20 protein-coding genes are annotated in these 18,362 nt (G+C 76.7%); 12 read left to right on the top strand and 8 right to left on the bottom strand.

Annotation, left to right across the window (positions count from 1 at the left end):
- Nucleotides 1-36: 36 nt before the first annotated feature.
- Nucleotides 37-2,250, bottom strand: a complete 2,214-nt coding sequence (locus H9X71_RS11740; RefSeq protein ID WP_191147258.1) for an ATP-binding protein — start codon at nucleotides 2,248-2,250, stop codon at nucleotides 37-39.
- Between the two features lie 197 nt (nucleotides 2,251-2,447).
- On the opposite strand from H9X71_RS11740, the gene H9X71_RS11735 reads away from it, so the two are divergent.
- Together H9X71_RS11735 and H9X71_RS11730 are read left to right on the top strand one after the other, a co-directional pair.
- Nucleotides 2,448-2,798: a GntR family transcriptional regulator gene (locus tag H9X71_RS11735; RefSeq protein ID WP_191147257.1), complete on the top strand. Its 351-nt coding sequence runs from the start codon at nucleotides 2,448-2,450 to the stop codon at nucleotides 2,796-2,798.
- Nucleotides 2,795-3,754 (top strand): DUF1648 domain-containing protein, encoded by a 960-nt coding sequence (locus H9X71_RS11730; protein WP_244961606.1) that lies wholly within the window; start codon nucleotides 2,795-2,797, stop codon nucleotides 3,752-3,754. The genes H9X71_RS11735 and H9X71_RS11730 overlap by 4 nt, the downstream gene beginning before the upstream one ends.
- 18 nt (nucleotides 3,755-3,772) lie before the next feature.
- Here the strand turns inward: H9X71_RS11730 and H9X71_RS11725 are convergent, their stop codons facing one another.
- Genes H9X71_RS11725 through moaA form a run of 3 tightly spaced genes read right to left on the bottom strand, consistent with a single transcriptional unit; the run spans nucleotide 3,773 to nucleotide 5,497 of the window.
- On the bottom strand, nucleotides 3,773-4,096 hold the full coding sequence (locus H9X71_RS11725) for a hypothetical protein (protein WP_191147256.1): 324 nt from the start codon (nucleotides 4,094-4,096) through the stop codon (nucleotides 3,773-3,775).
- A 47-nt stretch (nucleotides 4,097-4,143) separates the two neighbouring features.
- The gene (locus H9X71_RS11720; protein ID WP_191147255.1) at nucleotides 4,144-4,410 is read right to left on the bottom strand and encodes a MoaD/ThiS family protein; all 267 of its coding nucleotides are present in this window, start codon (nucleotides 4,408-4,410) and stop codon (nucleotides 4,144-4,146) included.
- 1 nt (nucleotide 4,411) lies between these two features.
- Complete coding sequence (gene moaA / locus H9X71_RS11715; protein WP_414751302.1) at nucleotides 4,412-5,497, bottom strand: GTP 3',8-cyclase MoaA; 1,086 nt, start codon at nucleotides 5,495-5,497, stop codon at nucleotides 4,412-4,414.
- A gap of 93 nt (nucleotides 5,498-5,590) precedes the next feature.
- Here moaA and H9X71_RS11710 point away from each other — a divergent pair, with 93 nt between their 5' ends.
- From H9X71_RS11710 to H9X71_RS11695, 4 genes are read left to right on the top strand one after another with little or no spacing between them, the layout of a single operon-like run.
- Nucleotides 5,591-6,115 carry a TOBE domain-containing protein gene (locus H9X71_RS11710; RefSeq protein ID WP_191147254.1) on the top strand — a complete coding sequence of 175 codons (525 nt, stop codon included), beginning with the start codon at nucleotides 5,591-5,593 and terminating at the stop codon, nucleotides 6,113-6,115.
- Nucleotides 6,115-6,921, top strand: a complete 807-nt coding sequence (modA, locus tag H9X71_RS11705; RefSeq protein ID WP_244961920.1) for a molybdate ABC transporter substrate-binding protein — start codon at nucleotides 6,115-6,117, stop codon at nucleotides 6,919-6,921. The genes H9X71_RS11710 and modA overlap by 1 nt, the downstream gene beginning before the upstream one ends.
- A 16-nt stretch (nucleotides 6,922-6,937) precedes the next feature.
- A complete protein-coding gene (locus H9X71_RS11700; RefSeq protein WP_191149174.1) occupies nucleotides 6,938-7,774 on the top strand; it encodes an ABC transporter permease in 837 nt (278 codons plus the stop codon).
- Nucleotides 7,771-8,838: an ABC transporter ATP-binding protein gene (locus H9X71_RS11695; protein WP_191147253.1), complete on the top strand. Its 1,068-nt coding sequence runs from the start codon at nucleotides 7,771-7,773 to the stop codon at nucleotides 8,836-8,838. Before H9X71_RS11700 ends, H9X71_RS11695 begins: the two co-directional genes overlap by 4 nt.
- Before the next feature lie 22 nt (nucleotides 8,839-8,860).
- Here the strand turns inward: H9X71_RS11695 and H9X71_RS11690 are convergent, their stop codons facing one another.
- Nucleotides 8,861-10,306, bottom strand: a complete 1,446-nt coding sequence (locus H9X71_RS11690) for a glycosyltransferase 87 family protein (RefSeq protein ID WP_191147252.1) — start codon at nucleotides 10,304-10,306, stop codon at nucleotides 8,861-8,863.
- A gap of 78 nt (nucleotides 10,307-10,384) precedes the next feature.
- Between H9X71_RS11690 and H9X71_RS11685 the strand changes: the two genes are divergently transcribed.
- Entirely contained in the window at nucleotides 10,385-11,635 is a 1,251-nt protein-coding gene (locus tag H9X71_RS11685; RefSeq protein WP_191147251.1) for a molybdopterin-dependent oxidoreductase, read from the top strand.
- On the top strand, nucleotides 11,635-12,099 hold the full coding sequence (locus H9X71_RS11680) for a hypothetical protein (RefSeq protein WP_191147250.1): 465 nt from the start codon (nucleotides 11,635-11,637) through the stop codon (nucleotides 12,097-12,099). The genes H9X71_RS11685 and H9X71_RS11680 overlap by 1 nt, the downstream gene beginning before the upstream one ends.
- Here the strand turns inward: H9X71_RS11680 and H9X71_RS11675 are convergent.
- From H9X71_RS11675 to H9X71_RS11665, 3 genes are read right to left on the bottom strand one after another with little or no spacing between them, the layout of a single operon-like run.
- Nucleotides 12,048-12,746, bottom strand: a complete 699-nt coding sequence (locus tag H9X71_RS11675; protein ID WP_191147249.1) for a class I SAM-dependent methyltransferase — start codon at nucleotides 12,744-12,746, stop codon at nucleotides 12,048-12,050. The genes H9X71_RS11680 and H9X71_RS11675 overlap by 52 nt on opposite strands.
- Nucleotides 12,743-13,426: a TIGR04282 family arsenosugar biosynthesis glycosyltransferase gene (locus tag H9X71_RS11670; RefSeq protein ID WP_191147248.1), complete on the bottom strand. Its 684-nt coding sequence runs from the start codon at nucleotides 13,424-13,426 to the stop codon at nucleotides 12,743-12,745. The genes H9X71_RS11675 and H9X71_RS11670 overlap by 4 nt, the downstream gene beginning before the upstream one ends.
- Entirely contained in the window at nucleotides 13,423-14,130 is a 708-nt protein-coding gene (locus H9X71_RS11665; protein WP_191147247.1) for a glycosyltransferase family 2 protein, read from the bottom strand. Before H9X71_RS11665 ends, H9X71_RS11670 begins: the two co-directional genes overlap by 4 nt.
- 120 nt (nucleotides 14,131-14,250) lie before the next feature.
- Between H9X71_RS11665 and H9X71_RS11660 the strand changes: the two genes are divergently transcribed.
- From H9X71_RS11660 to H9X71_RS11645, 4 genes are all read left to right on the top strand, one after another.
- Nucleotides 14,251-15,084 (top strand): response regulator transcription factor, encoded by an 834-nt coding sequence (locus tag H9X71_RS11660; protein WP_280527970.1) that lies wholly within the window; start codon nucleotides 14,251-14,253, stop codon nucleotides 15,082-15,084.
- Nucleotides 15,081-16,343 (top strand): sensor histidine kinase, encoded by a 1,263-nt coding sequence (locus H9X71_RS11655; RefSeq protein ID WP_191147246.1) that lies wholly within the window; start codon nucleotides 15,081-15,083, stop codon nucleotides 16,341-16,343. Before H9X71_RS11660 ends, H9X71_RS11655 begins: the two co-directional genes overlap by 4 nt.
- Nucleotides 16,340-17,959, top strand: coding sequence for a molybdopterin-dependent oxidoreductase (locus tag H9X71_RS11650; RefSeq protein WP_191147245.1), 1,620 nt, complete (start codon nucleotides 16,340-16,342; stop codon nucleotides 17,957-17,959). Before H9X71_RS11655 ends, H9X71_RS11650 begins: the two co-directional genes overlap by 4 nt.
- 124 nt (nucleotides 17,960-18,083) lie before the next feature.
- Entirely contained in the window at nucleotides 18,084-18,350 is a 267-nt protein-coding gene (locus tag H9X71_RS11645) for a hypothetical protein (RefSeq protein WP_191147244.1), read from the top strand.
- Nucleotides 18,351-18,362: the final 12 nt, after the last annotated feature.

Raw genomic sequence — 18,362 nt, 5'->3', positions numbered from 1 at the left:
GCATCCCCGGGCCGCGCGACGGGGCGCGGCCCGACGCTAGGCGGGTGGCCGGGGGATCGACGTCCACAGCTCGACCTCCTCGTCGCTCTCGAGGCCCAGCGCGGCCGCGATCTCGTCGGGTGACGACGCGACGATCGTGACGGCCGCGCCGGACTGCGGGTCGCTCGTGCGGACCACGATGCGGCTCGACCGCAGCGGGCGGAGCACCTCGGCGACGTCGTCGAGGAGCGCGTCGAGCGCGTCCGGCGCCAGGTCGTCCAGGCCGCCGTCGTCGAGCACCTGCACCTGCGCGCCCCGTCGGCGGTGGGCGCGGATCACCCGCCGCAGGCCGTCGTTCAGCAGGCGCCGGCCGCGGATCTCGTCCCGCAGCGTCTGCTCGAGCACGCCGCACTCCGCCCGCGACGCGTCGTCCAGCGCGCCGTCGTCCGCGACGATCCGGCGGAGCACGGGCGCGACCTCGCCGGCCGCCGTGCGCAGCCGGTCCTGCCGCTCGAGCTGGTAGGCGTCGATCTCGGCCTGCCACCGCAGGGTCTCCCGCGCGGCCGCGCCCGCCCGACGGGTCGCCGCGGTGACGTCGCGGAGCGCCCGGTGCAGCAGGAGGCCCGCGGCGACCAGCACGATCTCCGCGGCGAGGCCCAGGCGCACCACGTCGGCGGGGCCGCCCCACACCGCGATCGCCGTCACGAGGAAGCCCGTGGCCACGAGCGGGGGCAGGCGGTGGCCGGCCATCCACACCAGGACGCAGGCGGCGAGGATGCCGCAGGTGAGCCAGGAGATCGTCACGGAGTCGACCTCGTCGGGCGAGAGGCCGACCGTGGCGGTCGCGCAGATCACCCCGCCCACGCCCGCGAGGACCCAGGCGGTGCGGGTGCGCATCCGCCCGGAGCGCGCCCCGCGGACGAGGACCGGCAGCGCGGCCAGGCCGAGCACGGCGGCGATCACGGGCCCGAGGGCCTGGAAGACGAGCGCCGCCTCGACGGTCGCCACGACGATCGCGCCCATGATGAGGGCCGTCATCGTCGCGGACAGCGCGCGCCGCGGGACCAGGCCCGCGCGGCTCCCGCTCCCGGGGACGTCCGGGGTCGCCTCGTGGTCCGGCTCCCAGCGGAGCACGACCGTGGTGCCGCGGCCCGGCTCCGGGCGGACCTCGGCGTAGCCGCCCACCTGCCGCATGCGCTCGAGGATCGACACGCGCACCCCGAGCTGGTCCGGCGCGACGTGCGCGGGATCGAAGCCGCCGCCGTCGTCGCGCACGCGGATCCGCACCCCGCCGTCGTGGGTGGGCCCGGCCGTCGCGGTGCGGACGGTCGCGGCCCGGGCATGCGTGACGCTGTTGCTGAGGGCCTGCAGCATCGCGGCGACGAGGGCGTCGGCCGCCGCGGACGGCAGCTCCACCGCGGCGGCCCGGGCGAGGTCGAGCCGCGCGAGCCCCTCCAGCGCGGCGATCTCGCGGTCGGCCGCGGCCACCGCGTCGCCGAAGCGCACGCGGCGGGAGCGGGCATCGGGTCGGCCCGCGGTGCCGGTGACGATGTCGAGGGCGGACCGGGCCATCCGCGCGACCCGGTCGGGCGCGTCCTTCCCGGCGGCTGACAGCAGGGCGGCGAGCACCGTGTCGTGCAGGAGCGCGTCCGTGCGCACGCGCTCCGCCGCGAGCGCGGCGCGTCGGCGGGAGCTCTCGAACAGGTCCCGGGCCCGGCGCTCGGCCGCGTCGGCGCTGCTCGCCCGCACGCGCAGCGCGCGGACGCCGAGGACCAGCGCGACCGCGATGCCCGCGAGGCCGACGGCCTGCACGACGAGCTCCGCCGTGGGCAGGCGGTCGGCGTAGATCCACGCGACGAGGGCGACGCACGCCCAGCAGGCGGCGACGGCGCGCAGCGGATCCCGCACCCCGATCGCGAGGCAGCTGAAGCCGACGCAGGACAGGGCGATGAGCCAGGGGGCCGCGTCGGGGAGCGCCGCATCCGCCAGCCGCAGCGGCTCGATCGCGATGAGCGCCACGTAGAGGAGGGCCGAGAGGCGCAGGCACCCGTACGCGGGCAGCCCGCGCGGCACGAGCGAGGCCGGCACCGCCGCGATCATCAGCGCGGCCAGGCAGAGCACGACGGCCAGGGCGGGCGGGACGGCCCCGCCCGTCGCGTCCTCGACCACGAGCGCGGGGAGCGACAGCAGGGCCAGCAGGGGGCCGATGACCGTGAGCGTGCGCACCATCCCGCGCTCGACGCCCGCGCGGATGGGGGACTCGGCGATCATGCGCGCCGCATCGGGGCCGACCCCGCCGCGGCGCAGACCGAACCCACGCCTCCGACGCCGTGCGTCGGAGGGCCGCCCCCCGCGGTCCTCCATGTCCCCACGCTAGGCCGCGCCGGGGGCGGAAGCGAGGGCACGGGCGTCGCGCGCACGACGACCGGGTCTGGTGATGCCGGGCATTGTTCGCATACAATGCAAACATGCTCATTACCGTCGACCCGGCCGCCCGGGCCTCGCTGGCGGAGCAGGTCGCCACGCAGATCCGCCACGCCATCGCCCGCGGCGACCTCGCGAGCGGGGAGCGCCTGCCGTCGGCGCGCGACCTCGCGGCGTCCGTCGACGTGAACATGCACACGGTCCTCCGCGCGTACGCGGCCCTCCAGGAGGACGGCCTCATCGAGCTGCGGCGCGGCCGTGGCGCGACGGTGATCCGCTCCGGCCACGCCTCGTTCGACCGCCTGCGCACGCTCGTCGAGGAGCTGCGCGACCAGGCGGAGACCCTCGGGGTCCCGCTCGACGACCTCCTCACCATGATCAAGGGAGCACGATGACCGACACGCGATCCATGCCGACCGGGACCCGCATCGCGGTCGTCGCCCCCGGGGTCGTCCTCCTGCTCGCCCTCGTCGCGGCGGCGGTCGGGCTCGGGCCGTCGCTGCCCGCCCGCATCGCCGTGCACTTCGCCGCCGACGGGACCCCCGACGGCTGGGGCTCGCCGTGGACGATGCTCGCGGTCGCCCTGGGCCTCGCCGCCGCAGCCGTGGTGGTCGCCGTGGTCGGCCTGCGCGCGGCCGACCGGCGCACCGCGGCCACCTGGGCGGGCGTCGTCCACGTCGTCGCGGGCAGCCTCGCCGCCGCGTGGATCGTCATCGCCCTCCGCCATGCGACCGGCGACGGGACGCTCCCCGTCGCGTGGGCCGTCGTGATCATCGGCGTCGGCCTCCTCGCGGCGGCCGTCCCCTTCCTCGCGCTCGTCCGCGGCGCCGCCCCGGTGGCCGCGCACGACGTGCCGTCGCTCCGGGTGGCCGCCACCGCGCGCGTCGCCTGGCGGACGCACGCCGGGAGCGCGTGGTTCGCCGGCGTCGGCGCCGCCGTCGTCGCGCTCGGGATCGTCGTGGCCGTGCAGACCGCGGGCCTCGACGCGGGGACCGCCGCGCTCTCGTCCCTGCCGCTGGTGCTGGCCGGGCTGGCGGTGCTCGCCCTGGCGCGCGTCGACGTCACGGTCGACGCGCGCGGGCTCCGCATCACCTCCTCGTGGACCCGGATCCCGGTCATGCGCGTGCCCCTCGACCGGATCGAGTCGGGCGGCTGGGAGGACGTGTCGCCCGGCCAGTGGGGCGGCTGGGGCCTGCGGCTCTCGGGGCGCGGCGTCGCCTACGTCACCCGCTCCGGGCCCGGCCTCGTCGTCCAGCTCCGCGGCGGACGGGCGCGCCTCGTGACCTCCCCCGACGCGGAGCGCGGGGCGGCCGTGCTCACGACGCTCCTCGCGGCGCGCGGCCGGGCGTGACGCAGGCGGGCGCCTCGCTCAGGCGCCCGCGCGGGCGGCGCCGAGCAGCAGGAGGAGCGAGCCCAGCGCGACGACGGCGATGAGGATCATCAGCCAGGCGGAGGCGACGTTCCGCGCGCGGACCGGGCGCACCGCCACGGCCACCACGAGCATCGCGGCGTAGAGCACGGCGGTCGCGACGATCGCGGTCACGGCGATCCCCGCCTCCAGGCCCCGCGCCGCGACGAGCAGCGCGATCGTGATCCCGGCGAGCAGTCCCGCGGGCACGAGCCACGCCCGGCGCCGACCCGTGCGGATCGCGGGCTGGTCGCGGACGCGGGTGGGATCGGTGCCGTCGGTCATGCCCCAGCCTCCCGCGTCCGCGCGCCGTCGCCTATGGGGTGGGCTGATCAGCCGCCCGAGAACGGCGGCAGCACGTCGACCGCGCTGCCCGCGGTGAGGGGCGCGTCGCGGTCGGTCGTGGCGACGCCCTCGACGAGGTAGGAGCAGCGGGCCAGCACGGCGGCGGCGTTCGCCGGGTCGTCGGTGGTCACGGCCAGGGCGCCGAGCGCGTCCACGAGGTCGCCGAGCACGGCGCCGTCGGGCAGGTCGAGCTGGTCGGTCGTGCGGCCGAGCGCGGCGGCGGCGGCGGCGAAGAGCTCCACGGGCACGATCACGTCAGCCCCCGATCGCGCTCATCGAGCGGGCGGGCTGGATGAAGTCGGCCTGGTCCATGCCGTGCCCCTTCGGCTTCGCCCACATGGCGCCGCGCCAGAGGTCGGCGATCTCGGCATCCGACGCGCCGGAGCGGAGGGGGGCGAGCAGGTCGGTCTCGGTGTGCGAGAAGAGGCAGCTGCGGACGCCGCCGGTCGCGGTGAGTCGGGTGCGGCGGCAGTCGGCGCAGAACGGCTCCGTGACGCTCGCGATGACGCCGACGCGGCCGAGCATCGCCGTGCCCGCGCCGCCCTCACGGGAGTGCACCCGCCACAGCTCGGCCGGGGCGCCGTCGCGCGGCGCCTCGTCGGGCACGAGGGTGAAGCGCTCGGAGAGGCGCGCGCGGATCTCGGCCGCCGTGATCATCTCGGCCCGGTCCCACGCGTGGTCCGCGTCGAGCGGCATCTGCTCGATGAAGCGCAGCTGGTGGCCGCCCGCCACCGCCCACTCGAGCAGGTCCGCCGCCTGGTCGTCGTTGACGCCGCGCACGAGCACCGCGTTGATCTTGATGGGCGCGAGCCCCGCGGCCGCGGCGGCGTCGATGCCCTCGAGCACGCGGTCGAGGAAGGGCCGGCGCGTGATGAGGCGGAAGGTCTCGGCGTGCACCGAGTCGAGCGACACGTTGATCCGGTCGAGCCCCGCGTCCTTGAGCGCCTGCGCGCGCGAGGAGAGGCCGATGGCGTTGGTGGTGAGCGAGATCTCGGGCCGGTCGGGGATCGCGGCGCAGGCCGCGATGATCTCCAGCAGGTCGCGGCGCAGCAGCGGCTCGCCGCCCGTGAAGCGCACCTGGCGGACGCCGAGGTCGCGCGTGCCGATGCGCACCAGCCGCTCGATCTCGGCGAGCTGCAGCGCCTGCCGGTCGGGCGTGAAGGGCAGGCCCTCGGCCGGCATGCAGTAGGTGCAGCGCAGGTTGCAGCGGTCGGTGAGCGAGATGCGGAGGTCGGTCGCGCGGCGGCCGTACGGGTCGAGGAGCGCCGGGTCGTCGGGCCGGGCGGGTCCCGGCGCGGCGGCGGGACGCGGCATGGCCGGCATCCCCAGGGAGGTGCTCATGCCCCCAGGCTACGCGGGCGCCGCGGGGGGTCCGTCGCGGGCCGGATCCGCGGCGACGTCGCGTACCGCGGGTGCGGTGCCTAGGATCGTTGCATGACGCAGAACAGGGACCGAAAGCCGTCGCGCGCCGCGGATGCCCCGGATCCGGCCGCGCCCGCGACCGAGCCCGCGCCCGCCGCGCCGCCGTTCCGCTACCGCGTGAGCGAGGCCGCCGCGCTCATCGGCGTGAGCGACGACACGCTGAGGCGCTGGGCCGACGCCGGTCGGCTCGACCTCGTGCGCGGCGAGGGGCGGCTGATCCAGGTCGACGGCGTGCAGCTCGCGCACCTCGCGACCGAGCTCGCCGCCGACGGCGCGCTCGCCGCATCCGGCGCCCGGCGTCCGCGGTCGTCGGCGCGGAACCGGATGGCCGGCATCGTCACGCGCGTCGTGCGCGACGGGGTGATGGCGCAGGTCGAGATCCAGGCGGGGCCGTTCCGGATGGTGTCGCTCATCAGCCGCGAGGCCGCCGACGAGCTCGGGCTCGAGGTCGGGGCGCCCGCCGTCGCGACCGTGAAGGCCACGAACGTGGGCGTCGAGCTGCTCGCGCCCGAGACGCTGACCGGCGGACGGGCGTGATCCGCGGCGGGCGTCGGCGCGGGCTGCGCACGGGCGTCGCCGCCGGGCTGCTCGCGGCCGGGCTGCTGGCGGCCGGGCTGCTGGCGGGCTGCTCGGCGGGCGGATCCGCCCCGGCCGCCTCCGACGGCCTCACGGGCCCGCTCGTGGTGCAGGCCGCCGCGTCCCTCACCGGCAGCATGGACGAGGTCGCCGCCGACTTCGAGGCCGCGCACCCGGGCGTCGACGTCACCGTCACGTACGGCGGCAGCTCGACGCTCGCGCAGCAGATCGTGCAGGGCGCGCCCGCCGACGTCTTCGCCTCCGCGTCCACCGCGACGATGCAGACGGTCGTCGACGCCGGGGAGACGGCCGCGGATCCGCGCGTCTTCGCCCGCAACGCCCTCGCGATCGCGGTGCCGCCCGGCGACCCCGGCCGCGTCACGGGCCTCGCCGACTTCGCGGACCCGGGCCGCACGCTCGCCCTCTGCGCGCCCGATGTGCCGTGCGGCGCCGCGGCCGCGCAGGCGTTCGCGAAGGCGGGGATCACGCCGCAGCCCGACTCGCTCGAGCAGGACGTGCGGGCCGCCCTCACGCGCGTCGAGCTCGGCGAGGTGGACGCGGCGGTCGTCTACGAGACGGACGTGCGCGCCGCGGGCGACCGGGTCGAGGCCGTGCCGCTGCCGGACGACCAGCAGGTGACGACCGACTGCGTGGTCGCGCCGCTCGCCGGATCAGCGTCACCCGCGGCCGCCGCCGCATTCGCCGACTTCGTGGCCGGGGACGCCGCCCGCGCCCGCTTCGAGGCCGCGGGCTTCCGTGCGCCCTGAGCCCCGCGCCGACCGCGTGCCCGTCCGCGGCCGCGCGCGCGACGATGCGGCCGAGCGCGCCGATCGCGTGCCCGCGCTCCTCTGGATCCCGGCGGGCGTCGCCCTCGCCTTCCTCGTGCTGCCGCTCGCCGCCCTCGTGGTGCGCGCGCCGTGGGCGACGCTGGGGGAGCGGCTCGCGGATCCGGCCGTCGCGCGCGCCCTCGGCCTGTCGCTCGGCAGCGCGTTCGCGGCGACCGCGCTCAGCCTCGTGCTCGGGGTGCCGCTCGCGTTCGTGCTGTCGCGCTCGGCGGGCCGGCCGCCCGTGGTGCAGCGGATCCTCCGCGCGCTCGTGACGGTGCCGCTCGTGCTGCCGCCCGTGATCGGCGGCGTGGCGCTGCTGCTCCTCCTCGGCCGGCGCGGGCTGGTGGGCGGGCCGCTCGAGGCGCTCACGGGGATCACCATCCCCTTCACGACGCCCGCCGTGGTGATCGCCGAGACCTTCGTGGCCATGCCGTTCCTCGTGCTCGCGGTGGAGGGGGCGCTGCGCGGCGCCGACCGCCGCTTCGAGGACGCCGCCGCGACCCTCGGCGCCAGCCGCTGGACCGTGCTCCGGCGGGTGACGCTGCCGCTCGTCGCGCCCGGGGTGGGCGCGGGCGCGGTGCTCTGCTTCGCCCGGGCGCTCGGCGAGTTCGGGGCGACGCTCACCTTCGCGGGGAGCTTCCCGGGGGTGACCCAGACGATCCCGCTGTCGGCCTACCTGGCGCTGCAGACGGATCCGGACGCCGCCGTCGTGCTCAGCCTGGTGCTGCTCGCGGTGTCGGTCGTCGTGCTCGTGGGCCTCCGCGACCGGTGGACGTCGGGGGTGCGCGCGTGAGCGGCGCCGTGCCCGACCGCGGGCTCGACGCGCGCGTCGTCGTCCAGCGCCCCGCCTTCCGGCTCGACGTCCGGCTGCGGGTGCCGGCCGGATCCGTGACCGCGGTCGTCGGCCCCAACGGCGCCGGCAAGTCCACGCTGCTCCGCGCGCTCGCGGGGCTCGTGCCGCTGACGGCGGGGCGCGTCGCGCTCGACGGCCGGGTGCTCGAGGACGCGGACGGCGGCGCCGCGCGGATCCCCGCCGAGGGCCGCGGCGTCGGCGTCGTCTTCCAGGACCACCTCCTCTTCCCTCACCTGTCGGCGCTGGCGAACGTGGCGTTCGGGCCGCGGGCGCACGGCGTCGCCCGCGCGGACGCCGATGTCCGGGCGCGCGCCCTCCTCGACCGGCTCGGCATCGCGCACCTCGCCGACCGGCGCCCGGCCGCGCTGTCGGGCGGCCAGTCGCAGCGTGTCGCGCTCGCCCGCGCGCTCGTGCTCGAGCCGCCGCTGCTGCTCCTCGACGAGCCGATGGCCGCGCTCGACGCGGGAACGCGGCTGGACGTGCGCGACCTCCTCGCCGACGAGCTCCGGCGGTTCGGCGGCGCGGGCGTGCTCGTGACGCACGATCCGGTGGACGCGCTGGCGCTGGCCGACCGGATCCACGTGCTGGAGGGCGGACGCCGGGTGCAGGAGGGCGCGCCCGCCGACGTCGCGGCCCGCCCGGCGACGGCGTACGTGGCCCGGCTCGTCGGCATGAACCGCGTCGAGGGGCGGGACGCGGCGGGCGGCGCGGTCGTGCTGCTCGCTTCGCCCGCGGACGTGCGGCTGACGCGGGGGCCGGACGCCCTGCCGTCCGACGCGACCCGCGCGCGGCTCACCGGCGTCGTCCGTCGCGTGGAGGCCGCGGCCGGTCGGATCCGGGTGACGCTGCGCCTCGTCGCGTCCGCCGGCGGCGCCCCGGCCGCGGCCGACCTCGTCCCGGACGCGGGAGCCGAGGTCACCGCGGAGCTCGACGCCGCCGCCTTCGCCGCGCTCCGGCCGACCGCGGGCGAGGAGCTGCGCGTCACGGTCCCGCGCGGCGCCTGAGCCCCGGGTCAGGCGCCCGGGGTCAGGCGCCGGGCCCGTCCGCGGGGATGCGCGCCCGGCCGAGCCGCCGCCGCACGGCCGGCGGCACGAGCTCCCGCCGCCCGTCCGGCCCGAGGCGCACGAGCGAGCCGGCCACGACGACCACGACGGCCGTCACGAGCGCGATCTGCCACGCCCAGATGTCCGGCGCGAACAGCCGCAGCGCGAGCGCGCCCACCACCGCGAACCACTCGCCGCGGCCCGTCATGGCGATGAACGGGATGAGCAGCAGCGCGTACCAGGAGTAGCGGGGGCTGACGGCGAGGAGCGTCACGCCGATCATCACGACCTGGCCGACCCACGGATCCGCCGGGTCCGTCCGCCGCCAGACGACGCCGGCCGTCACCGCGAGGATGAGCGCGACCACCGGCAGCCCGTAGCCGTCGGGGACGACCAGCTCGACGAGCGGGAAGGTGCCGCCCGACTCGTACCCCTCCTCCTGCAGGTAGCCGGGCAGGTAGCCGAGCACGCCGATGCCCGTGGTGACCACGTACGGCACGTACAGCACCGCGAAGGTGACGACCGCCGCCACGATGACCTTCCACGGTTGGCGGCGCAGCAGCGCCGGGGCCGCGATCACCGGGATGAGCTTGGTCGCGATGGCCGCCCCCATCGCGATCCCGCCGCGCCAGCGCATGCCGCCGGCGACGAGGATCGTCGCGGCCAGCGCGAGCAGCGCGCCGAGCGCGTCGACGTGGGAGTTCGTGACGACCTCGCTCGCGACGAGCGGGCACCAGCCCCACAGCGCCGCCCACCACACGGGCTTCCCGCGCTGCCGCAGGGCGCGCACGAGCAGCAGCGTCACGCCCAGGTGGATGAGGACGCCCGCGACCTGGAAGGCCACGTACCCGACGTCGTCGGGCACGACGGCCCGGACGCCCGCGAAGAACATCTCCGCGGCCGGCGGGTAGATGGTCGGGACCTGCGGCCGGTTGAGCGCCGTGCACATGGGCGGGCCGCCGCCGGTCTCGTAGAGGCCCAGCAGGCGCTCGCCCTCGCAGCGCCACGTGCCGTCGTCGAGGAACACCGGCTCGGGGTACAACCACTCCGGCCGGAGGTCGCGGAGGTCCGGATCCGCGGGGGTGTGGAGGTACGGCGACGTGCCGTGCACCTGGACGATGCCGTCCCAGGCGTAGCGTGCGGAGTCGGTGCTCGTGTTCGGCGGACCGGCCATGGCCGCCAGCGCGAGGATGAGGGAGCCCGCCACCACGATCAGGGTGGCGTCCCGTCGCTCGACCTTCCGCACCAGGAGCACGGCGGCTCCGAAGAGCAACCAGAGCACGATCACGAGCCAGAACAGCGGCGCGGCACCCTCGCGGCGGAAGAAGGCCTCGTCGTCGGCCGCTCCGAACAGATCGAACGCGACGACCGACCACCCGGTGAGCGCGGCCATGACGACCAGGACGAGGACGGTGAGGGCGGTGCGCACACCCCATTGTGTCGAACCCTCCCCGGGCGCCCGCCGCGCCGGGGCCCCGACGCGTCACCGAGGGACCCGGAGGTCCGCATGCGCACGTTGATGCACGAGGCGCGCCGCCGGCTCGCCTCCCCGGCGCGCACGACGCGCCTGGCGGTGGTGGTCGGGCGCCTGCTCGGCCTCGCCTTCCTGGTCTGCTTCGCCACGGGCCTCTACAGCCACTACCTGCAGGAGCCGCTGCCGTGGATGCGCTTCCCGACCGCGCCCGTGTCGCTGTACCGGGTGACGCAGGGGATCCACATCACGGCCGGCATCGCGTGCGTGCCCCTGCTGCTCGCCAAGCTCTGGATCGTCTTCCCCGAGCTGCTCACGTACCCGCCCGTCACCGGCGTGGTCTCGTTCCTGGAGCGCGCGTCCATCGCCGTGTTCGTCGGGGCGTCGCTGCTCGAGGTGGCCATCGGCCTCGTCAACACGTTCCAGTGGGTGCCGTTCCCGTTCTACTTCCGGCAGACGCACTGGGCGCTGGCGTTCGTGGTGGTCGGGTCGCTCGCGATCCACATCGGCGTGAAGCTGCCCGCCATCGCCGGGCACTGGCGGCGCGGGCAGGCGGACGAGTCGCCCATCGTGGAGGACGCGCCCGTCGGCGCCGAGTCCGCATCCGCGCCCGGCTCCGCGTCCGCTGACGCCCCGCGCGGCGTCACCGGCCGCGTGCTCGCCTGGATCGACGACACCCCCGTCACGCCGACCCCGATCGCGCGCCGCGGCTTCCTCGTCGCCGTCGGCGCGTCCGTCGCCGCGGTCGTGGGGCTGACCGCCGGGCAGTCGTTCCGGATCCTCGCGCCGTTCAACGCGTTCGGCCCGCGCGTCATGGGCACCGGCCCGCAGGCGCTGCCCGTCAACCGCACGGCCGAGGCCGCGGGCGTGACCGAGACGGCGATGGATCCCGCGTGGGCGCTCACCGTCTCGGCGGGCTCCGCCTCGCGCGCCTTCACGATGGCCGACCTCCGCGCCATGGAGCTCGTCACCGCCACGCTGCCCATCGCGTGCGTCGAGGGTTGGAGCCAGTCGGCCACGTGGCGCGGCGTGCGCCTCATGGACCTCATGGACGCCGTCGGCGCCGACCCCGGCGCCCGCCTCCGCGTCACGAGCCTCGAGCAGAGCGGCGGCTTCCGGGCCACCGAGATGGGGCCGGAGTACGTGCGCGACCCGCTCACCCTCGTCGCGCTCGAGCTCGACGGCGCGCCCCTCGACATCCAGCACGGCTACCCGGCGCGCATGATCGCGCCCGGGCGCCCCGGCGTGCTGCAGACCAAGTGGCTCTCGACCCTGGAGGTGGTGTGATGACCGGCACCCGTCGGATCCTCGCGGCCCGCGTGATCCTCATCGCCGTGGGCGTGATCGGCCTCGCCGTCGGCGTCCGCACGCTGCTCGACACGCAGCGCACCGACCAGGTGGTCGGCGTCGCCGTGTTCCTGCTGCTGGCGATCCTCGTGCACGACGCGATCCTGTCGCCCGTCGTCTTCGCGGCGGGCCTCCTGCTGCGGAAGGCCGGGCGGCGGATGCCCCCGGGCGCGCTCGTCATCGTGCAGGCCGGCGTCGTCGTGATGGCCGTGATGACCCTCGTGGTCGTGCCGGAGATCCGGGCGAGGGCGATCGGCAACGAGAACCCGACCATCCTCATCGCCGACTACGCGCCGCGGCTCGCCCTCATGTGGGTCGCCACCGCGGTGGCGACGGCCGTGATCGCCGCGCTCTACGCGCGGACGAGGCGGCAGAAGGACCGGCCCTCGGTCTCCCAGCACTGAGCGAGCGCGAGGCCCGCGCCGGGGGCCATGCGCGCAACGGCGTCGCGGCCGACCTGCGCCCACGGGAAGGGGTCGCTCGCGCGGCCCTGGGCGTCCTCGACCGTGCACTCGAAGGTGCGGTCGCGGGCGGGATCCACGTGGGTCTCCACCACGAGCGCGCCCTGGTCGTCGAGGAGCTCGCCGCAGCGGGCGAGGAGCGCGGCCGCGTCGCCGCCGATGCCGATGTTGCCGTCGAGGAGGAGGAGCGTGCCCCAGCCGCCCTCGCGCGGCAGGCGCTCGAAGACGGAGCGGTGCAGCACGGGCAGGCCGAGGCCCGCGGCCATCTCGATCACCGTGGGGGAGACGTCGATGCCGAGGGCGCCGAGGCCGGCGTCCATCGCGGCGCGGACCATGCGGCCCGGGCCGCAGCCGACGTCGAGCACGGGTCCGTGGGCGTCGACGAGCAGGCTGGCGTCGACCGCGTCGGCGTCGGCGCTCCAGCGGCTGATGTCGATGACCTCGTCGCTGTCGTCCTCGGAGGACAGCGAGAGGAAGAGGACCTCGCCGGCGTCGCGGAGCGCCCGGGCGTAGGGCTCGCCGCCGCCGGATCCGAAGGTGCGGTCGCGCGTCGCGGCGCTTTCCTCGGGCTGCTCGACGGCCAGGCTCATGCGGACTCCCCCTGCGGTGGTGCGGTCGGATCGGACGCGTCGCGGGACCCCGCGGCGACCATCAGGATTCGGAGCGCGGCGGCGAAGCGATGGGCGGGGGCGGCCGCGGCGGCCTCCCGCGCGTCGTCGACCGTGTCCACGTCGGTGAGCTCGGGCAGCATCGCCACGTCGAGCCCGGCGTCGATCAGCCGCGACAGCTGGATCGCCCCGGTGTCGTCGCGCGACATCGGCACGCCGCGCACGAGGCCGCCGTCGGGATCCCGCAGCCCGAGCGCCCAGAAGCCGCCGTCGTTGGCCGGGCCGAACCAGGCGTCGGGACCGCGCGCGCCGTCGGCCCACGAGTCGAGCACGGGGCGGAGCAGGTCGGCGGTGAGCTGCGGCGTGTCCATCCCGACGAGGAGCACGGGGCCGTCGAGCGCGTCGAACATGGCGGCGAGGCGCTCGTCGAGGTCGCCCGCGACCTGCGGGATCACGTCGTAGCCGGCGGCCTCCGCGGGCGGGGTGGTGCCGTCGAAGAGCAGGACGCGGCGGTCGGGCGCGGCGGTGTCGACGGCGGCGAGCGTGTCGGCGAGGGCCGCGGACGCGAGCTCGGCGGCCTCCTCGAGCGTGAACGGCGGGTGCAGGCGCGTCTTCACGCGGCCCGGGATGCACTCCTTGGCGATGACGACGACGGCGGTCACGCGGCTCCTCCCGGGGTGCGGTCGGCTCCGGCCGCCGCGGCGCGCGCCTCGGCCAGCACGCGCGACATGTCGCGCACGGCCTGGACGGTCCCGCGCACGGTGCCGGTCACCTTGGACCGCCCCACGCGCGGCGCGTACGGCATGTCCACCTCCAGGATGCGCCACCGGGCCGCCGACGCCCGCAGCAGCATCTCCAGCGGATAGCCGCTGCGCCGGTCGAGGATCCCGAGGTCGAGCAGCTCGGTGCGCCGTCCGCAGCGCATGGGCCCGAGGTCGTGCAGCGGCACGCCCGTGATCCGCCGCAGCCGCCGGGCGAGCTCGAGGTTCGCGATGCGCGCGTGCACCGGCCACGCGCCGCGCGCCGACGGGACGCGGCGGCCGAGCACGAGGTCGCGCTCGCCGTCGCGGACGGGGTCGACCACGCGGGGGAGGAGCGCGGGATCCATCGACGCGTCGGCGTCGCAGAACGCGACGAGCGGCGCGGTCGCCGCCTCGAGCCCCGCGTGCGCCGCCGCCCCGAACCCGCGCCGCGACTCCGTCACCACGAGGGCGCCGTGCGCGCGCGCGACCTCGGCCGACCCGTCGATGGACCCGTTGTCGACCACGATCGCGCGGTACCCCTCGGGCAGGCGGCCGAGCACCCAGGGCAGGGCCTCCGCCTCGTCCAGGCAGGGCAGGACCACGTCCACCAGCGCTCGCATCATCCTTGGAGCCTAGGAGGCCCGACCGGGAGCGGACGCCGCGCGCCGGCGGAGGGGTGACGGCTCGCTCGCAAGCCGGACACGCCCGGGCCCGCCCCAGGGACCGGCGCATAGTCTGGCCGGGTGAGCCCCACCTTCGACCCCGCGCGCGCCGACGCCGCCCGACCCGACCCCGCGCGGCCCGACCCCTCGCGCCCGGATCCGCTGCGCGGCCGCCGGATCCTCGTCGTCGAGGACGACCCGACGGTCAACGAGGTCGTCTGCCGCTACCTCAAGTCCTCCGGCTTCCAGGTCGAGACCGTCGCCGACGGCCTCGAGGCCGTGCGCGTCGCCACCGAGCGGATGCCCGACCTCGTCGTGCTCGACCGCATGCTCCCCGGCCTCGACGGCCTCGAGGTGTGCCGGCGGATCCGCGCCCTGCACCCCGAGTCGCCCGTCCCCGTCGTGATGCTCACGGCGCTCGGCCAGGGCGAGGACCGCGTCAACGGCCTCGACGCCGGCGCCGACGACTACCTCGCGAAGCCCTTCTCCCCGCGCGAGCTCGTGCTCCGCGTCCGCGCCGTGCTCCGCCGCACGGTGCCCGAGCCCGTGCCCGAGCCGCCCTTCGTCGCGGGGCCGTTCGTGCTCGACCTCGGCGCGCGCGAGATCCACCAGGCCGGCGCGATGCTCTCCCTCACGTCGCGCGAGTTCGACCTCCTCGCCTTCCTGCTGCGGAACCCCCGCCGCGTCTTCGGCCGCGACGACCTCCTCCGCTCCGTGTGGGGCTGGGAGATCGGCGACCTCTCCACCGTCACCGTGCACGTGCGGCGGCTGCGGGAGAAGATCGAGGCGGATCCCGCGCACCCCGTGCTCCTCGGCACCGTGTGGGGCGTGGGCTACCGGTTCGACCCGGAGGCCGCGACGCCCGCGGTCGCCGCGCCGGCCGTGCCCGTCGCGCCCGCCGAGGGCGACGCGTGAGCGCCGACTCCTTCCTCATCGTCGTCCTGACCGCGCTCGTCTGCGCCGCCATCGTCGGCCTCGGCGCGAGCGTGCTGCTGCGCCTGCTCCGCCGCCGCTCGCTCGTGCTGCAGATCTGCGTGGTCGCGCTCGCGGCCGTGCTCTCGGTCGTGGGCGGCATGGTCGCGGTCACCGCCGGCATGCTCGTCGACGACGCCGGCCTCACCGCCTTCCTCTCGGTCGCGGCCGTCTCCGCGCTCGTCTCCCTCGTGATGGCCGCGATGCTCGGCATGACCCTCGTGCGCGGAAGCCGCGAGCTCGGCCGCTACGCCGCGTCCATGGGCGAGGAGGCCGCGGTCGAGCCCGGCCGCCCCACCAGCACCGAGTTCGCGCAGCTCGCCCGCGAGCTGAGCGCCGCCAACCGCCGCCTCGCCGACGCCCGCGACCGGATGGAGGCGCAGGAGCGCAGCCGCCGCGAGCTCATCGCGTGGATGTCGCACGACCTGCGCACGCCGCTCGCCGGGATCCGCGCCATGGCGGAGTCCCTCGAGGACGGCATGGTCGACGACGAGCACCGCTACTTCCGGCAGATCCGCGTGCAGGCGAACCGCCTCAACGGCATGGTCGACGACCTGTTCGAGCTGTCGCGCATCAACTCGGGCAGCCTCGAGCTCGCCGTCGAGCGCGTCTCCCTCTACGACGTCGTGAGCGACACCGTCGCCGAGCTCGGCCCGGTCGCCCAGGCGCGCAAGGTCGACCTCCGCGGCGTGACCGCGCACGACGACCTCGTGGTGCAGGGCGATCCCCGCGAGCTGTCGCGCGTCGTCGGCAACCTCGTCATGAACGCCATCCAGCAGTCGCTCCCGGGCGGCCGCATCGTCATCTCCGCGCACCGCGACTCCGGCAACCTCGCCGTCCTGTCCGTCGAGGACACGGCGGGCGGCATCCCCGAGGCCGACCTCCCGCGCGTGTTCGACGCGGGCTGGCGGAGCACCGGATCCCGCACCCCGCGCGCCTACGGCAAGAGCGCCACCGGCCGCCCCGCCCTCGGACCCGACTTCCCGGCGCCGGCCACGGAGGCCGCGCCGCCGGATCCCGCCGTGCAGGCGGAGGGCACGCACGACGGCGGCTACGCGTCGGGCGGTGGCGGCGCGGGCCTCGGCCTCGCGATCGTCCGCGGCATCGTGCGCGCGCACGACGGCGACGTCACCGTCCAGAACGTCGACGGCGGCTGCCGCTTCGACGTGATCCTGCCGTACAGCAAGCCGGTCGCCTCGTGACCCGTGCGGCCCTCCGCGCGTGGTCCGCGTTCCTGGGGGTCGTCGCGGCGCTGGCGGTGCTGGCCGTCGCCGAGATCGCGGCGGCATTCGTCGCGCCCGCGGCGAGCCCGGTGCTCGCGGTCGGCGCGCTGGTCATCGACCTCGTGCCCCCGGGCGTGAAGGACGCGGTGATCGCCCTGTTCGGCACGGGCGACAAGGCGGCGCTGCTCGTGGTGCTCGCGCTCGTGGTGCTCGCGGCCGCCGCCCTCGCCGGGATCCTGCAGGTGCGCCGCCCGCCGCTGGGCGTCGTCGTGCTCGCGCTCTTCGCCGGCGTCGCGGTGCTCGCCGCCACGACGCGCGCCGGGGCCACGGGCGCCGCGGCGATCCCCACGATCGTCGGGATGCTCGCGGGCGTCTTCATCCTCCACCGCGGCGCCGACCGCCTCCGCGACTGGCGCGACGCGGTCGCCCGCGCCGACACCGCCGCGGCCGCGGTCGCCGCGCCCGTCCGCGGGATCGCCCGCCCGGCCGCGCGCGCCCCGCTCACCCCGGGCGCCGGAGCCCGCGTCGAGCGCCGCACCTTCCTCGTGATGACCGTCGTCGCGGGCGTCGCCTCCGTGGTCGCCGGATCCGTGGCCCGGGGCGTCAACGCCGCCGCCGCCCGCGTGGACGACTTCCGCCGCACGCTCGTGCTCCCGCGCGCGGCCGCGCCCGCCGCCGCGATCCCCGCCTCCGCCGAGCTCGGCGTCCCCGGCCTCGCCCCCTTCGTCACGCCCGCCGACGCCTTCTACCGCATCGACACCGCGCTCCAGGTGCCGTCGGTCGACGCGGCGTCGTGGCGGCTGCGCATCACCGGCATGGTCGAGGAGGAGGTCGAGATCTCCTTCGCGGAGCTGCTCGCCCTCCCCCTCGAGGAGCACGTGACCACCCTCACCTGCGTCTCCAACGAGGTCGGCGGGAACCTGATCGGCAATGCGCTCTGGCTCGGCTACCCGATCCGCCTGCTGCTCGAGCGGGCCCGCCCCACCGCCGGCGCCGACATGGTGCTCTCCACGAGCCAGGACGGCTGGACCGCGAGCACGCCCCTCGAGGCGCTCACGGATCCCGACCGCGCCTCGATCCTCGCCGTCGGCATGAACGGCGAGCCCCTGCCGCAGCAGCACGGCTTCCCCGTGCGGATGGTCGTGCCCGGCCTCTACGGCTACGTCTCGGCCACCAAGTGGGTCACCGAGCTGAAGGTCACGACCTTCGCCGAGGACGTCGCCTACTGGTCGACGCGCGGCTGGACCGAGCGCGGGCCCATCAAGACCGGCTCGCGCATCGACACCCCGCGCTCGGGCGTCCGCGTGGACGCCGGCCGCGTCGCGGTCGCGGGCATGGCCTGGGCGCAGCACACCGGCATCGAGCGCGTGGAGGTGCGCGTCGACGAGGGCGACTGGGTCGAGGCGACGCTCGGCGACGGCGTGGGCGCGGACACCTGGCGGCAGTGGTCGTACGCGTGGGACGCGACGAGCGGATCCCACCGCGTCGAGGTGCGCGCGACCGACACCACGGGTGCCACGCAGACCTCCGACGAGGCGCCGCCCGCCCCCGACGGCGCGACGGGCTGGCACGGCATCACCGTCAGCGTCGCCTGAGCCGACCGGGTCCGCTGGCCCGGGTCGCCGCGGCCGGCCGGTCCTCCCCGGACGCGCGGAGCCGGGGCGCGTAGCGTCGGAGCACGGCGCGCACGCGCCGCATCGACCAGCAGAGGAGAGCACCGTGAGCGACATCGAGAACCCCCGCGACCCCGCCGACCGCGACCTGGACGACACGGGCGTCGACGAGGAGGAGCTCGTCGGGGCCGACGGCCGCGACGTCGAGGAGGCCATCGACGCGGAGCGCGTCGTGCCGCTCGACGACGACGACGTTGCCGACGACGACGACGACGACGACGCCGACGGCGGCCTGGGCATCGACATCACCCAGTCCGACGGCCCCGACCTCGAGGCCGGCGACGACCTCGACACGGGAGCGGCCGTCCGCTGACCCGCCCCGCGC

This window comes from Clavibacter zhangzhiyongii (genome assembly GCF_014775655.1).
Taxonomy (GTDB): domain Bacteria; phylum Actinomycetota; class Actinomycetes; order Actinomycetales; family Microbacteriaceae; genus Clavibacter; species Clavibacter zhangzhiyongii.
The sequence above is the reverse complement of the archived record's forward strand: the minus strand, read 5'-3'. Positions and strand labels throughout refer to the sequence as shown.